This window comes from Agromyces sp. CCNWLW203 (assembly GCF_036576125.1).
In the GTDB taxonomy this organism is placed as follows: domain Bacteria; phylum Actinomycetota; class Actinomycetes; order Actinomycetales; family Microbacteriaceae; genus Agromyces.
In genome coordinates this window covers 1,064,921-1,080,867 of sequence record NZ_JAZHYX010000001.1, presented here as the reverse complement: position 1 = coordinate 1,080,867, position 15,947 = coordinate 1,064,921, and the positions used below count along the sequence as shown (strand labels likewise).

11 protein-coding genes are annotated in these 15,947 nt (G+C 67.6%); 6 read left to right on the top strand and 5 right to left on the bottom strand.

All coding sequences use genetic code 11. From position 1 onward, the window contains the following. Positions 1-38 precede the first annotated feature (38 nt). The 6 genes from VPH61_RS04945 to VPH61_RS04920 all read left to right on the top strand — a co-directional run bounded on the left by VPH61_RS04945 (position 39) and on the right by VPH61_RS04920 (position 8,198). A complete protein-coding gene (locus VPH61_RS04945) occupies positions 39-2,510 on the top strand; it encodes a DUF6049 family protein (RefSeq protein ID WP_332062387.1) in 2,472 nt (823 codons plus the stop codon). Beyond that, on the top strand, positions 2,503-4,128 hold the full coding sequence (murJ, locus tag VPH61_RS04940) for a murein biosynthesis integral membrane protein MurJ (protein WP_332062386.1): 1,626 nt from the start codon (positions 2,503-2,505) through the stop codon (positions 4,126-4,128). The genes VPH61_RS04945 and murJ overlap by 8 nt, the downstream gene beginning before the upstream one ends. A gap of 135 nt (positions 4,129-4,263) precedes the next feature. Further along, positions 4,264-5,238 carry a thioredoxin-disulfide reductase gene (trxB, locus tag VPH61_RS04935; RefSeq protein WP_332062385.1) on the top strand — a complete coding sequence of 325 codons (975 nt, stop codon included), beginning with the start codon at positions 4,264-4,266 and terminating at the stop codon, positions 5,236-5,238. Between the two features lie 91 nt (positions 5,239-5,329). After that, positions 5,330-5,653 (top strand): thioredoxin, encoded by a 324-nt coding sequence (trxA, locus tag VPH61_RS04930; RefSeq protein WP_056007113.1) that lies wholly within the window; start codon positions 5,330-5,332, stop codon positions 5,651-5,653. 245 nt (positions 5,654-5,898) lie between these two features. Next, a complete protein-coding gene (locus VPH61_RS04925) occupies positions 5,899-7,221 on the top strand; it encodes an aminotransferase-like domain-containing protein (protein ID WP_332062384.1) in 1,323 nt (440 codons plus the stop codon). 17 nt (positions 7,222-7,238) lie between these two features. Further along, complete coding sequence (locus VPH61_RS04920) at positions 7,239-8,198, top strand: D-alanine--D-alanine ligase family protein (RefSeq protein ID WP_332062383.1); 960 nt, start codon at positions 7,239-7,241, stop codon at positions 8,196-8,198. A 163-nt stretch (positions 8,199-8,361) separates the two neighbouring features. Here VPH61_RS04920 and VPH61_RS04915 read toward each other — a convergent pair whose 3' ends face one another. The 5 genes from VPH61_RS04915 to VPH61_RS04895 form a co-directional block, all read right to left on the bottom strand. Continuing rightward, the gene (locus VPH61_RS04915) at positions 8,362-9,342 is read right to left on the bottom strand and encodes a ParB/RepB/Spo0J family partition protein (RefSeq protein ID WP_332062382.1); all 981 of its coding nucleotides are present in this window, start codon (positions 9,340-9,342) and stop codon (positions 8,362-8,364) included. Next, complete coding sequence (locus VPH61_RS04910) at positions 9,342-10,346, bottom strand: ParA family protein (protein WP_332062539.1); 1,005 nt, start codon at positions 10,344-10,346, stop codon at positions 9,342-9,344. Before VPH61_RS04910 ends, VPH61_RS04915 begins: the two co-directional genes overlap by 1 nt. Positions 10,347-12,600: 2,254 nt before the next feature. After that, entirely contained in the window at positions 12,601-13,089 is a 489-nt protein-coding gene (locus VPH61_RS04905; RefSeq protein WP_332062381.1) for an AAA family ATPase, read from the bottom strand. 1,712 nt (positions 13,090-14,801) lie between these two features. Further along, the gene (gene rsmG, locus VPH61_RS04900) at positions 14,802-15,431 is read right to left on the bottom strand and encodes a 16S rRNA (guanine(527)-N(7))-methyltransferase RsmG (protein ID WP_332062380.1); all 630 of its coding nucleotides are present in this window, start codon (positions 15,429-15,431) and stop codon (positions 14,802-14,804) included. A 16-nt stretch (positions 15,432-15,447) separates the two neighbouring features. Beyond that, positions 15,448-15,945 carry a Jag family protein gene (locus tag VPH61_RS04895; protein WP_129231534.1) on the bottom strand — a complete coding sequence of 166 codons (498 nt, stop codon included), beginning with the start codon at positions 15,943-15,945 and terminating at the stop codon, positions 15,448-15,450. Positions 15,946-15,947: the final 2 nt, after the last annotated feature.

Sequence of the window (15,947 nt, the reverse complement as noted above, 5' to 3'; positions counted from 1 at the left end):
GAGCGAACGCCCGGGTGCCACGCCGTAGAATCGCCACCATGGTGCCCGAGTCGAACCCTGCGCGCCGCCGGTGCTCACGGGTCGAATCGACGGATGGCGCCCAGCGGCCGCCCTCGTCACCGCACGCGACCCGGCTCCGCCGAAGCGGCCTCACGGCGTTCGGTGCGACCGTCGCTGCGGCAGCGATGCTGGCGACCGCGCCGCTCGCGGCGACTGCGGCGACGGGCGCCTCGTCGGGCATTGCGACGGGCGCCTCGTCCGAGGTGGCCGGCGCCCGATCCACCCAGGCCGAGACGCGCGCCGTCTCCGGCGTCGTCATGCGGGTCGCGCCGACGGCGTCCACGAGCGTCGCTCCCGGCGCGCCGGTGACCTTCGAGATCGAGGTCGAGAACGCGACATCCGAACCGGTCGCGGCCGGCACCCTCCGACTCGTCCGATCGGCGTCGGAGATCGACGACACGACTGAGCTCGATGCGTGGCTCGCGCAGGCTCCCGACCCCGTGGCAGCCGAGGCGGGCGTCGACGTCGACGTTCCCGAGGCGACGCCGATCGACGGCGTCGACGTCGCCGAGGCGCCGTCGGCCTCGATCGCTCCGGGCGCCGTCGAGGTCGTGACGATCACGCTGCCGGCCGAGGCGATCGCCGAGATCGATGAATCGCCGGTGCTCGGGTTCGGAGCCGAACTCCTCGTGGGCGACGCGCTCGTCTCCTCCGCCACCGATGCCTTCGCCAATGCGGCGGCGCCGATCTCGAGCCAGACCGCGGTCGCGGTCGCGGTTCCCGTCACCGTTCCCGCCTCCGCGTCCGGCGTGCTGGCTGCCGCAGACCTGGCCACCTGGACCTCCCCGTTCGGGCTCCTCTCGCGCCAGCTCGACGCCGTCGAAGGCCGCCCCGTCGCCATCGGCATCGACCCGCGCATCATCGCGTCGATCCGCACGCTCGGCACCTCGGCGCCGAGCACCGCGACGGCCTGGCTCGATCGCCTCGCCGGCCTCACGAACGAGATATTCCCCCTCGCGTATGCAGATGCGGATGTCGCGGCGCAGGCGCAGCTCGGCCTGCCGGCACTGCTCGGCCCCACCTCCTTCACCGACGTGCTCGACCCCGCGAACTTCACCGGGGCCGCGGACGGCGCTGCCGGTGACGGCGCTGCCGGCGACGGTGGCGGTGCCGACGACGCCGACGACGACGATGACGCCGCGAACCCCACAGAGGGCGACGATGCGCCGACGCCGGCGCCGACCGAACCGGCCGCGGGCGAAGTGCCGACGACCGAAGAGCTGCTCGCCTGGCCGTATACCCGAGCCGACATCGCCTGGCCCGCCGACGACACGGTCGCCGCCGGAGATCTCGCCTACCTCGCCGCCGTCGGGCTGACCACGCCGATCCTGGCCCCGGGCAACGTCGCGGCCGCCGAACCGTGGGCGAACGCCGCGTCGAGCGTCGACGGCTCACCCGCCGTCGTGGCCGACGACCGGCTCACGGAGCCGCTCCGCGCTGCCTCCGAAGCGCTCAGCGACACGGAGTGGCAGGCCGCCGTGGGCCGACTCGGCGCCGAGCTCGCACTGCTCGACGGCGACGGCGACCGGCCCGTCGCCTTGCTGGCGACGCTCGGCCGCGGCGCCGGAGCGCAGTCGGCACGTGTCGCCGCCACGCTCGACGCCCTCGCCGCGGATCCGCGCGTCGAGCCGGCCTCCCTCACGGCCGCCATCGGCGCCCCGCCGGTCGAGCGCACGCTCATCGACGAGCCCGAGGGCCAGCAGCGCATCGACAACGTCGACCGCATCATCCGCACCGACGCGAACGTGACCGCATTCGCGACGGTGCTCGACGATCCTCGACTGCTCACCGGGCCGACCCGGCGCGACGCCCTCGCCCTGCTCGATGTCGACTGGATCGACGACCGGCCGGCATGGGACGCCGCGGTCGGCGAGTGGCTGGTCGCCCAGCGCCGAACGCTCGACGCCGTCTCGGTCGTGCCGAGCAGCCCCATCAATGTCGTATCGTCCGAGACCGGGGTGCCGACGACCATCCTGAACGCACTGCCGTACCCCGTCACCGTGGTCGTCGACGTCACACCGTCGAACGGTCGCCTGGTCGTCGAAGACCAGGCGACCCTCACGATCGACCCCGAGTCTCGCAGCACCGTCACGGTTCCGGTCGCCGCGGGCATCGGCAATGGCGAGGTGACGCTCACTGTCTCACTGACGTCGCCCGAAGGAGTGCCGGTCGGCAGCCCCGTGTCGATTCCCGTCAACGTGCAGGCCGACTGGGAGGGCCTCGGCGCCGCCATCATCGGCGTCATCGTCGTCGTGTTCTTCGGCGTCGGCATCTGGCGCAACATCCGTCGCCACCGCAAGAAGAAGGCGGAGGCCGCCGAGATCGCTGCGGCAGGCGAAGCGGATGCCGCAGCCGAGTCGGATGCCTCAGGCGACACGCTCGAGGCCGAGGCCGACGCCACGAAGCACACCGAACCCGACCTGCAAGGAGACGATCGCCGCGATGGCTGAAGACCGCATCGGGCGCGCGAGCGCATTCCTCGCCTCGGGCACGATCGTCTCCCGCATCCTCGGGTTCGTGAAGGCGATCGTGCTCGCGAACGCGATCGGCCTCATCGCCTCGGCCGGTGCTGACGCCTTCACGGTCGCGAACCAGCTGCCGAACACGATCTACGTCGTCGTCGCGGGCGGGGTGCTGAGTGCTGTGCTCGTGCCGCAGATCGTGCGCGCGGGGCTCCACGCCGACGGCGGCAGCGCCTACATCAATCGGCTCGTCACGCTGGCGCTCGTCATCGTCGGCGGGGCGACCGTCGTCGCCACCATCGCGGCGCCGCTGCTCGTCCGCCTGTATGGAACGCAGCTCAGCCAGGCGACGATCGACCTCGCGATCCTCTTCGCCTACTGGTGCCTGCCGCAGATCTTCTTCTACGGGCTCTACACCCTGCTCGGCGAAGTGCTGAACGCCCGCCGGTCGTTCGGGCCGTTCACCTGGGTGCCCGTGCTCAACAACATCGTGGCCATCACGGGCCTCGTCGTGTTCATGGCGCTGTGGGGGGCCGACCCGAACGGCACCCGGGCGCCGGGCGACTGGACCTTCGCCATGGTCGCCGTGCTCGCGGGTTCAGCCACGCTCGGCATCGCGCTGCAGGCCGTCGTGCTGTTCTGGTTCTGGCGCCGCATCGGGCTGCGGTATCGACCCGACTTCCACTGGCGCGGCGTCGGTCTCGGCGACGCCGGCCGCATGGCGAGCTGGACCTTCGGGATGCTCCTGCTCACGACGTTCGCGGGCATCGTCGAGACGAACGTCGTCGGTCTCGCCTCAGGCCAAGGCGCGTCGGTCGCCGCACTCGGCAGCGCCTGGCTGATCTTCATGCTGCCGCACTCTGTCATCACGGTGTCGATCGCGACGGCGTACTTCACACGGATGAGCGAACACGCCTCCATCGGCGACATCGACCGCGTGCGGGCCGACGTCTCGAGCGCGATCCGGGGGGTCAGCCTCATCATCGTCCTCGCCGCGATCGTGCTCATCGCATGCGCGTACCCGTTCGCCACGGTGTTCACGTCCGGCGCCGAGTTCGAGTCGAGCCTCGAGTTCGGAAACGTCATCATGGCGTACATGGTCGGGCTGATCCCGTTCAGCTTCCTGTTCATCGTGCAACGCGCGTTCTACGCGCTGGGCGACACGAAGACGCCGTTCTTCTTCACGCTCTTCCAGGTCGCGGTGTTCTCGGTGGGTGCGCTGCTCCTCATCAACGTCATCCCCGAGTGGATCGCGATGGGCATCGCGCTGCTCACCTCGCTCGCGTGCTTCGCGCAGACGGTGCTCGCGACCTTCCTGTTGCGCCGACGACTCGGCGAGATCGACGGATGGCGCATCACGTCGAGCTTCGTGCGGTATGCGATCGGCGCCGTTCCCGCGCTCATCGTCGGCTTCGTGCTGCTCGTCGCGCTCGGCGGTCTCACCGAGACCGGCTTCGCGATGTCGGGCATCGCGGCGGCAATCACGACCATGATCGTCATCGGCACCGCCATGTCGGTCGTGTACTTCGGAATCCTCTGGATGATCCGCACCCCCGAGCTGCGCGGGTTCGCCGAGCCGCTGGTGCGGCGGCTCCGTCGCGACTGACGTCGGCCACGCGGCATCCGTCACACGCTGGTCACCGAGCCGGCGGCGGAATAGTCGCCGCTTAGACTGTGTTGAGCATCTCGTGGCATCCGATTCGTTGAATGCTACGAATCACCAGCAACGACGGGAGCGGCTTTGCGCGACATCATCATCATCGGCTCGGGACCGGCCGGTTTCACGGCCGCGATCTACGCCGCACGCGCGCAGCTGAAACCCCTGCTCATCGCGAGTTCGGTCGAGATCGGCGGCGAGCTGATGAACACGACCGAGGTCGAGAACTACCCCGGCTTCCCCGAGGGCATCATGGGCCCCGATCTCATGACGAAGTTCCAGGAGCAGGCCGAACGCTTCGGCACCGAGGTCGTCTACGACGACGTCGTCGAGCTCGAACTCGACGGCCCCGTCAAGCGCGTGAAGCTCGGCAATGGCGACGAGCACGAAGCCGCGTCCATCATCTACGCGACCGGTTCGGCGTACCGCAAGCTCGGCCTGCCCGAAGAAGAGGTGCTCTCGGGCCACGGCCTGTCGTGGTGCGCGACGTGCGACGGATTCTTCTTCCGTCAGAAGACCATCGCCGTCATCGGCGGCGGCGACTCGGCGATGGAGGAGGCGACGTTCCTCACCCGTTTCGCCGACAAGGTCTACGTGATCCACCGCCGCGATTCGCTCAAGGCCTCGAAGATCATGCAGCAGCGCGCGTTCGACAACGAGAAGATCGAGTTCATCTGGAACGCCGAAGTGGCGCGCCTGCTCGGCGAGTCGGCCGTGACCGGCGTGACGCTGCGCGACACCGTCACGGGTGACGAGCGCGACCTCGCCCTCGACGGCCTCTTCGTCGCGATCGGCAACGACCCGCGCACGCACCTCGTGCACGGCAAGCTCGACCTCACCCCCGAGGGCACCATCGCACTCGAGGGGCGCACCTCGAAGACCTCGCAGCCGGGCGTCTTCGCCGCCGGCGACGTCATCGACCCCCACTACCGTCAGGCGATCACCGCCGCCGGCTCCGGCGCGGCCGCCGCACTCGACGCCGAGCACTACCTCGCAGCACTCGGTAACGAGAACGCCGCCGAGGCCGTGCTCGAGACGGAGTTCGCCGTCATCACCTGATCGTTCGCCGCTCTCACGAGCGACGTCACCGATCGCCGCAAGCCCCGCTCCGCGGCATCCGATCACCGAGGTTTCACCAAAGGAGAACGCAATGACTGCACGTGCAGTGACCGAGGCCACCTTCGAGCAGGAGGTCCTCAACAACGAGAAGGCCGTCCTCGTGGACTTCTGGGCCGAGTGGTGCGGCCCGTGTCGCGCCGTCAGCCCGATCCTCGACCAGATCGCGACGGAGCACGCCGACAAGCTCGACATCGTCAAGCTCAACGTCGACGAGAACCCCGGTCTGGCGATGAAGTACCAGATCACCGCGATTCCCGCGTTCAAGGTCTTCGAGAAGGGCGAGGTCGTCAAGACCGTCATCGGCGCCAAACCGAAGCCCGCACTCGAGGCCGACCTCGCCGCCTACATCTCGTAGTCGGCGGTCGATCTCCAGACCCGTCCGGCGAAAGCCGGGCGGGTCTTTCGCGTCTCCGGCGTCTCGCGGCTTCGGCTTCGGCTTCGGCTTCGGCTTCGGCTTCGGCTTCGGCTTCGGCTTCGGCTTCGGCTTCGGCTTCGGCTTCGGGCGTCAGTTGAACGGATGTCGCGGCCCCGCGACACCGAACGACCACCCCGGAACCCAGCAACTACAGTGGAAACCCTGAACAGAACGGAAGCAGCGCAGTGACATCTGACGGCGTCCCCCAGCGGACCGGCAACAATCTCGATCCTTGGTATGCGAATTACGCCGAGCGAGCCGCCGGCCTGGCCGCCTCCGAGGTCCGAGCCCTGTTCGCCGTCGCCTCCCGCCCCGAGGTCGTCTCGCTGGCCGGCGGTATGCCGTACGTCTCGGCGCTGCCGCACGACCTCATCACCTCCTCGATGGAGAAGGTCATGCGCGAGCGCGGTGCCGTGGCGCTGCAGTACGGCTCCGGCCAGGGGATCCCCGAGCTCCGCGAGCAGATCCTCGAAGTCATGTCGCTCGAGGGCATCCACGGCAGCGTCGACAACGTCGTGACCGCGACCGGGTCGCAGCAGGCCCTCGACCTCGTCGCGAAGCTCTTCATCGATCCCGGAGACGTGATCCTCGCCGAGTCGCCCAGCTACGTCGGTGCGCTCGGCATCTTCCGCTCGTACCAGGCGAACGTCGCTCACGTCGCCACCGATGAGCACGGCGTCATCCCCGAGGCACTGCGCCAGACGATCGCCGCCTTGCGCGGCCAGGGGCGTCGCATCAAGTTCCTCTATACGATCCCGAACTTCCACAATCCGGCCGGCGTCACGCTCTCGGCCGAGCGCCGGCCCGAGATCCTCGAGATCTGCCGCTCGAACGAGATCCTCGTGCTCGAAGACAATCCCTACGGCCTGCTGCACTTCGACGAACCGGCCCCCAACGCACTCCGCTCGCTCGATCCCGAGGGGGTCATCTACCTCGGGTCGTTCTCGAAGACGCTCGCTCCCGGCTTCCGCGTCGGGTGGGCGCTCGCGCCGCACGCCATCCGCGAAAAGCTGATCCTCGCGGCCGAATCCGCGATCCTCTCGCCGAGCTCCTTCAGCCAAATGGTCGTGTCGGAGTACCTCGCGACGGCCGACTGGCGCGCGCAGATCGACACCTTCCGCGGCGTGTATCGCGAGCGCAAGGACGCGATGATCGAGGCACTGGGGGAGTACCTGCCGCAGCTCAACTGGACCAACCCGAACGGCGGGTTCTACGTCTGGGTCACGATGCCCGACGTGCTCGACTCCAAGCAGATGCTGCCGCGCGCGGTGAAGGAGCTCGTGGCGTATACGCCCGGAACGGCATTCTTCGCCGATGGTCGCGGCCGGCACGCGATGCGCCTCTCGTTCTGCTACCCGACGCCCGACGCGATCCGACTCGGCATCCGTCGTCTCGCCACCGTGGTGAACGGCGAGCTCGATCTGCTCGACACCTTCGCGGGGACGGGCTCGCTGCAACTGCCACCGAGTGCCGGATACGACTCCGCACCGCCGTCCGACCTGAAGTAGTGGAGAAACCCCTGATCATGAGCGATTCTTCTGGTCTCTACGTCGTCGTTCTCGCCGGCGGGATCTCACACGAGCGCGATGTGTCGCTGCGGTCCGGCCGACGCGTGGCCGACGCGCTGATCGCGGCCGGCCACCGCGTGGTGCTCCGTGACCCCGATGCCGGCCTGCTGCCGTTCCTCGTGAACGAGCGACCCGATGTCGTATTCCCCGCGCTGCATGGATCGAGCGGTGAGGATGGTTCGCTGCTCGAGTTGCTCGCGGCGATCGGGGTCCCGACCGTCGGTTCCTCGGGTGCTGCCTCGCGGCGGGCCTGGTCGAAGCCCGTTGCGAGTTCGTTGCTCGCCTCCGCCGGAGTCGATGTTCCCGAGTCGATCGTGCTCTCCCACGAGGCCTTCAGGGAGCTCGGTGCGTCGAGCGTGCTGAAGGTCGTGCGCTCGGCCCTCGAGGGAGACCTCGTGGTGAAGCCGGCCTCCGGTGGTTCGGCCCAGGGTGTCACGATCGTCGAAGACACGAACGACCTGCCGCGCGCCATGGTCGAGGCCTTCACCTACGACGATGTGGCCGTCGTCGAACGTCGCATCCACGGCACCGAGATCGCAGTCGCCGTCGTCGATTCGGGGGATGGCCCGCGGGCCCTGCCCGCCGTGGAGATCGAGCCGACCGCCGGTGTCTACAGTTTCCAGGCTCGCTACAACGCGGGGGAGACGACCTTCTATGCGCCGTCGCGACTCGGCGACGCTGTCGTTTCGGCGGTGTCGGATGCCGCGGTGCTCGCGCATCGCACCCTCGGGCTCCGCGACCTCTCACGCGTCGACTTCATCGTGGATGCCGACGGACGACCCTGGTTCCTCGAGGCGAACGTCATCCCCGGTCTCACCGAGACGTCGCTCGTGCCGCTCGCCATCGAGGCGTCGGGCTCGAGCGCTGCGGCGATCTACGGGTCTCTCGTGGAAGCGGCTCACGCACGTTCGGTCTGACGGCCGCATCGACTGACACCTGCCACGCGAAGAGGGTCGGCCCATTCGGGCCGACCCTCTTTCATGCTCCGATCCCCAGCGCACCGTGCGCCCGTGCGCCGCGTATCAAGCTGAAATCGCAGGATTTCGGTTCGTCAGGACGGATTCTCCGGGCGAAATGCGATCACACGCCGTCGAGATTCTCGCCGAGTTCCGTGAGGATGCGGCGCAAGTCCTGTACCGTCGCGAAATCGACCGTGATCTGGCCTTTCCTCGAGCCCAACGTGATCTTCACGCGCGTGTTCAAGCGATCGCCGAGCCGAGACGCCAAGTCCTCGAGAAAGTCCTGGCGCTTGCCCGCCGCCGGCTTGGGGCGGGACGCCTTCGGCTCCTTCGTGGCCACCGCTTCAGCGGCACGGACCGACAGTTCCTCGTTCACGATCTTGTCGGCGAATCGCTGCATCTCGGCCGCGTCGTCACCGATCGACAGGATGGCGCGAGCATGACCCGCGCTCAGCACACCGGCCGCGACTCGGAGTTGCACCGGTTCGGGCAGACGCAGGAGGCGGAGGGTGTTCGAGATCTGCGGCCGCGAGCGACCGATGCGCGAAGCAAGCTGCTCCTGCGTGATGCCGAAGTCGGCCAGCAACTGCTGGTAGGCCGACGCCTCTTCGAGCGGGTTCAGCTGCGAGCGGTGCAGGTTCTCGAGCAGCGCATCGCGCAGCATGTCTTCGTTCGCCGTGTCCTTGACGACCGCGGGAATGGAGTCGAGGCCGGCAGCCTTCGTGGCACGAAGTCGGCGCTCGCCCATGACCAGCTCGTACTTGCCGGCGAGCTCGGGATGACGTCGAACGACGATCGGCTGCAGCACGCCGAACTCGCGCACGCTGTGCACGAGCTCCGCAAGGTCGTCGGGGTCGAAGACGCTACGCGGCTGGTGGGCGTTGGGAACGATATCGTAGGGGTCGAGCCGAGCGAGGTGCGCGCCGGGAACGGTGACCAGACCCTCCGCAGCGGCCGCCTGTTCGACGACCGCGACCGCGGTGGTTGTCTGTGTTTCAGATTCGGGGAAGAACACATCGACCGGGCGAGCTCGGGTACTGTCTTCACCGCTCGGAATCAGTGCACCGATTCCACGTCCGAGGCCGGTTCGTTTCGTTGCCATCAGTTGGACTCCTCGGGTCTTGCCGCTCCGCGACGAGCGATTTCTGCGGCGGCCTCTCGATACGACAGGGATCCAGTCGATCCGAAGTCGTAGCTGATCACGCTCTGGCCGTAGCTGGGTGCCTCCGAGACGCGGACCGATCGGGGGATGATCGTCTCGAGGGTCTGCTCGGGGAAGTGGTCGCGGACCTCCTGCGCCACCTGCTGGGCGAGATTGGTGCGCGAGTCGTACATGGTCAGCAGGATCGTCGAGAGTCTGAGCTCGGGGTTGAGGTGCTTCTCGATCAGCTCGATGTTGCTGAGCAGTTGGGACAGACCCTCGAGTGCGTAGTACTCGCACTGGATGGGGATGAGCACCTCGCGAGCGGCGACGAATGCATTGATGGTCAGAAGGCCGAGTGATGGCGGGCAGTCGATGAAGACGTAGTCGTACGGGCGATCCATCGAGGCGAGGTGCGCGTCGAGTGCTCGGCGGAGACGCTGCTCGCGAGCCACCAGCGATACGAGTTCGATCTCGGCACCGGCAAGGTGGATCGTTGCCGGCACGCAGTCGAGCAGCTCATGTTCCGTGGAGGGCTGGATGACCTCGGCGAGTGAGACATCGGAGACGAGCACCTCGTAGACGCTCTTGCGCTCGGATCGGTGATCGACGCCGAGCGCCGTCGAGGCGTTCCCTTGCGGATCCAGGTCGATCACGAGCACTCGTGCGCCCGATCGGGCGAGCCCTGCGGCGAGGTTCACGGCGGTGGTCGTCTTGCCGACGCCGCCCTTCTGATTGGAGATCGTCAGCACGCGAGTCGAGGGAGGAAGCGGAAGTACCGCTTCGTCGAGAGCGGTGCGCCGACGGGTCTCGTCGGCGAGTTCGTAGGCCAGGGGGGTTCCTCCGTGATCTGACGATGTTTCACGTGAAACATCGGGGGCTTCGGTTGGTGCTTGGGGCGCCTCGGCTTCGGGCACCTCGGCTTCGGGCACCTCGGCTTCGGGCACCTCGGCTTCGGGCACCATGGCTGGCGCGGCCGGTACGTCTGTGCCTGCCTGGGGCTCAGGAGCGAGTGATGCCGACGCCTGCGCAGGCGGCGCGGGCAGCACTGGCGACGCGGTCGATTCGAACGCCTGGTGCGCGATCGGTTGCGGCGGCTCGACCACGCCCGGCTCGGCGATTGGTGAATGACCTGCTTGCGCCGACTCCTTCGGTGCAAGAGTGTCCGACTCCACACTGACGTGTGCGCTGAGTGCGGACTCGCCGGGGGAGCGGGTGGGGTGAAGTGATGACGCAGTTTCTGCCGCCGCATCGCCGACGATCTCCCGGATCAGATCTTCGAGGAGGCGGTCGGGCGCAGCGGGGTGGTGCTCCACGGCGTCGGTTTCGGGATCCGTGTCTGCGCTGAGCGCCGCCGCCGTCGCAGCATCCCAATCGATGCCCGACGACGCCGGTGTGTCAACTGCGGGCGCTGGAGTTGGATCCGGCGCACCGGCTCCCTCAGCGGCTTCGCTCGTTGGCGATGGCGAGGGTGCATCGTCTGCTTCACGAACCGCTGTGCGAACCACGGCTTGCTCGAGGGACGGTGACTGCTCGGCAAGGGATCCGTGGGTCACTACTGCATCGGTATCAGCGCCGACGGGCGTTGCGCCCACCCGAGCCTCCGGACTCCACTCGTCGGGGCGTTGCACCTCGGGAGGCACGGACTGTGCCGGTTGCGGCGCTCCGGTCGGCATGTCGGGCTGCGTCAGCGGCCCGGACTTCGAGTGTGTGGTGCCGCGAGCAGGCTCATCAGGGGAGGGCTGAGGGCGCTTGCGGTGAAACCATCCACGTCCCCCGCCCTGTGCCATACCTGCTCCAAATCCTTTGGTTTTCGAGAGAATCACCGCATTTGCGGTGTCTTCGATCCGAGAGTCAAGCCTAACCGGCGCAACCGACTCTCGAGTTGAAAGACGTGCGAACTCGAGGAGATCCGTGCCGATCGTCCTGTGTGGAGGCCTGGTGCGTGCCGTGCATCGACACCGAGCGTCGCCAGCACGGTCATGTTTCACGTGAAACATCGAAGCGGCATGCGCCCAAACGCGGGCATCCCACGCGTTGGCGAACTCCTGACGATGCTCGGACCGACCCCGTCTGCCGGAGCTCACAGTGGGCTGGGTCGCGCCGCCCCGAGGTCATCGACGAGTGGGTCAGTGCACTGCTGCTCAGTGCCGGCCGCTCCGCGTCGCAGAGGAGCCGCCGCGTATCGGGCTGTTGAATTCTCGGTGGCGGAACAGCCCACGATCTCGACTGGATGACGCGATGGTGACAGTCATGCCCTGTGGCCGCCGTGCGTCCCGTCACGTCCTTCCCCGCCCGCCCCTGCCATTTCATGCGGCCAGCAAGCCCTCGGCACCGCGATTACGGGGCACACCCATCGGCACTGTCGTCTCAGATGTTTCACGTGAAACACAGGGCACTTCGCCGGATTCCTCTTGTGCTCATGACGCTCGACCTCCAGCAACGGATTACCCTCGGGAGCGGCGCGCCTCGAGGAGTCGGTGCTGCGCGTGACACGAGACGCGCGGCACGCGTGAACCAACGGGCGCCGAGGGTGGCGCAGCTCGGGGGCCGTGAGGCGGCGGCACACGCGTGGCGGGATGTGAAGTGGGTGTGCATACGCCACCCGCGAGGGTCGTGCAACAGTGCGAGGCGGACGAAAGCACCGAAGAGCCGCGTGATGAAACGGTGGCATCCCGAACGCACACATCTGCGCGAACATCGTTCTGGCTGCACGGCCGCCGCGCGGTGCACGAGTGACGCGGGCGTGACGCGGGCGTGACGCGCCAGTCTCAGTCCGGCCTGAAGGCGGAACCGCTCGACTGGGGAGCGGCACGCAGGAGCCAAGAGAGGTAGAGGTGAGTCGACGCACGAGCCATGCGACACTCGTGGAGCCGCACGAACTGTAGGGTGCCGAGCGCCACGCGAACCGGCCGCTCAGCGTGCCCATCGGCGCAGACAACGCCACCCGTCGAGGACGGCCGGGCTCTGCTGCGGTTGCGAGTACCGCCGTGACGAGATCCCCGAGCCCGATGTCCAGATCGGCCTCGGCCAGAGGAACCCGAGAAGATCGCTCAAGATCAGCGACGAGCACTACGCGGACCGCAGCGATGTGGGGGAGTGATTCAACACTGTCGCGCATCGGCGAGACAAAGGCATGCCTTCAACCAAGACCATCCGAAGTTCTCGTGCCGCGATCACTCTCGCCACCACGCTGGTCTGGATCAGGACTGACCTGATTCAGGTGGCCGAGCGCACCACAGCGAGTGGTCCCTCCTCGAGCGTCGGCGGCTCGAACCGATCGAAGTACTCCGTCGCCGTCTGCTCGGTGAGCGGCCAATCGTCGGCCCGCCTGCCGTGTCGGTCGCCGACGCGGCTCAGGATGGTCTCGAGACTCGTCGCGATGTAGACCGTCTCCGGCACGATGTCTTTGGGTGCGAGCAGAGCACGGAACTCATCGCGCTGTCGGCGGAACCAGAATCCGAAGTCGAGTACAACATCGTCGCCCGCCGAAACATGGCGCAGCTGGCGCGTCTTCAGGTCTGCTGCCACCTCGGCGACCACTGCAGCGGAGGGCATCGTCGAGATTCCGCGATCCCAGAACTCCACCTCGAACGACAGCCGCGTCCACCCCTCGCGCTCCAGACGCTTGGCGTAGGTGGTCTTGCCGGCACCACCAGGCGCGCACATCATCACGACGCGGGGTCGTCGTGTCGTGTTCGCTGCCACGAGGCCGAGGTTACGCTCCGCCACTGACGTTGCAGCGCTCCGCGCATCACTGATCCAGATCAGGGCGGACTTGAACAACACGGATCTTCGCTCGACCCGAGTTGCCGACGACACCAAGGAGACCGGAGGACGGCGACGCTCAGTCACGGCACCACTGATGAACCATCCTCTCGAGAGCAGTGTTTCACGTGAAACATCTCGTTCTTCGTCTCGCAATCACTTTCGCCATGGGTGCTGGAGCTCCTCGAGCTCCACGGGCACTCTGACGTGACGACGACGAGTCAGACTGCGGCCCGTGCGACGCCGGCGCCGGCTCGAAGCCGGAGCGGTGCGCGGCGAAGGTCGAACGCGGGAGCGGAACACCTGGCGAACTGCTGCATCACCCGCAGGAACTCCTGATCCAGGCGGCGCTCGGAGGACGAAGAGCGCGAGAGCTGATGCCGGAATTCACGGTGCGTCGAAGGCGTGCTTCTGCACGCGCTCATCCGAACTCGATCGCGCCGGGTTGACCCGCACGCGAGACCTGGCTCGGGCACCGCGGCGAATGCCGCGAACCGAGGGAACGCGATGCAAGGTGCGCGGCCAGCCGACGAGGAGCGTGAGTCACCCCGGCCTGAAGCGCCGGCCCTGGTACGGGCGTGAACCTTCCGGCGAGTTCACGAACGAGCATGAGGCGGTGGTTCACCATACGAGTGGGTTCGACGCCAGCAATGAGCGCGCGGTTCCGCGGCGCGAGTGCGCAACAACTCGATGAGTGAGCGTCGTGGACGAGTAACGGCAGATCGGTCGATTACGGAACGACTTGGTGCCGAAACCCGGGAACGCGCTCCGTTGATGGCGAATAGCCCACCGGACGATTCGGCGGCGAGAGCACATCCGTGTCTCACGATGTGCGGGCGGTGCATGAGCTCTGCCGTGCGAGCGCTGAGCCCGCGCCCCCGATGCATCGATCGCCAGACCGCGACTGGGAGCGGAATACCGGGGCGCGGCTAGCCCGGGGGAGCGCGCAACGGAGCAGGCAACGGGAAGTCCGCGATCGTCGACGTTGTCGAGCGGGCGACAACCTGCTCGGCTGAGTCGGCAACCACGGACCGCGAGTGAGGATGGAGTCAAGCCGCATCGTCTCGACGTACGTACGCCTGCACGGCATCGACGCACCACAGGCCAATCCACCTCGTAGCGCTGACCGGGGAGGACAGCCGAAGCGACGCGACGGCGATGCGGCACCCGGCCGGGAGCGTTTCACGTGAAACGGTGCGCTCCTCACATCGGTGGGCAAAAGTGCGCGTTCAGGAACGAGCGTCCAAGTGCGAGGACTCGCACCCCGCGCCTCGAGCGACTCCGCATCCCGACGCGACATCTGCGATCCCCGCCCGCGATCTCGTCTCCGAGCCCGGCAGCGTGCACAACAGAGAAGCGAAGGTGCAGGCTCAGCGGAACACATCCCGCCCGTAGTGGCATCGAGGTGCAAGCGCCTCGTCATCTGCTGCGCTCAGTCGGGCAGCAGAGCACGGGAGACAACCTGAAGAGCGTTCCACGAGCCGATGTTTCACGTGAAACATCGACGACCCTCTCGACAATGACCGGTCACGGACGAGCTGCGACCAGCAATGGCCAAGATCAGCGCATCGAGACGGATTCGACTGCGGTCAGCCAGGAGTTCGGCACGCCAGCGCACCGTCTCATGCCCCGCGAGTTGCGCAAGGGAGTGATCAGCCCGCAGTGGCGCGGAAAACCCTCGTGACCTCGGAGACGACGCCTTCGCCGAGCACGAGCACCTCGACATCGTGCAGGTGGTACTTGCGAATGACCTTCTCGGCCGCGCCGATCTCGCCGTCGACGCCAGCGCCCTTCATGAGCACCAGTTCGCCGCCGGGGCGCAGCAGGGGAGCGGTCACCGGGATCAGCGTGCGCAGGGCACTCACCGCCCGCGCCGTCACCTGGTCGAGGGAGTCGAAGAGCTTGGACTCCTCGGCGCGGGCACGTACGACCGTCACGTTCTCGAGACAGAGCTCGTCGGCCTGACGCTCGAGCCATGCGACCCGGCGTTCCATCGGCTCGATGAGCGTGAACGAGACATCCGGTCGCATGATCGCGAGCACGATGCCGGGCAAGCCCGCACCGGAACCGACGTCGCCGACCCGCCCCGGTCGCAGCAGTGGTGCGACCAGAGCGCTGTTCAGGATGTGACGCGTCCAGAGGCGAGGCAGTTCGAGCGGGCCGATCAGGCCGAGCTCTTCGCCGTGACGAGCAAGGGCGTTCGCGAACGCGCGCCCGCCCTCGATGTGCTCGCCGAAGAGTTCGACCGCGGCGGCCGGTTCGGGCTCGAGTCCGTCGGTCATCGTTTCACGTGAAACATCAGCCAACGCGGGTGATGACCGTGTGACGGTCGGAGCCTTCGCCACGCGACTCCGAGTGCAGCCCGCGCTCGGCGACGAGGTCGTGCACGAGCTTGCGCTCGTACGACGACATCGGGGGCAGGGATGCTTCGGCGGCGCCGCCCTCGATGCGCTCTGCGGCGCGCTCGACGAGGCCGGCCAGTTCGTCGCGACGTGCATCGCGCGAACCGCCGATGTCGAGGATGAGGCGCGAGAACGCACCGGTCTTCGTCTGCACGGCGAGGCGGGTGAGTTCCTGGAAGGCGCTCACCGTCTCGGGCTTCGCGAGCAGGTTGAGGTTCGCACCCTCACCGGCGTTCACCGAAACGTAAGCGCGACCGTTGCGTGCGTCGATGTCGATGTCGCCATCGAGATCCATGATGTCGAGGAGCTCTTCGATGTAGTCGGCCGCGATGTCGCCCTCTTCCTCGAGCTGCGAGGTGGAGCGTTCTGCGGCGTCGTGCTGTACGTCGGTCATGG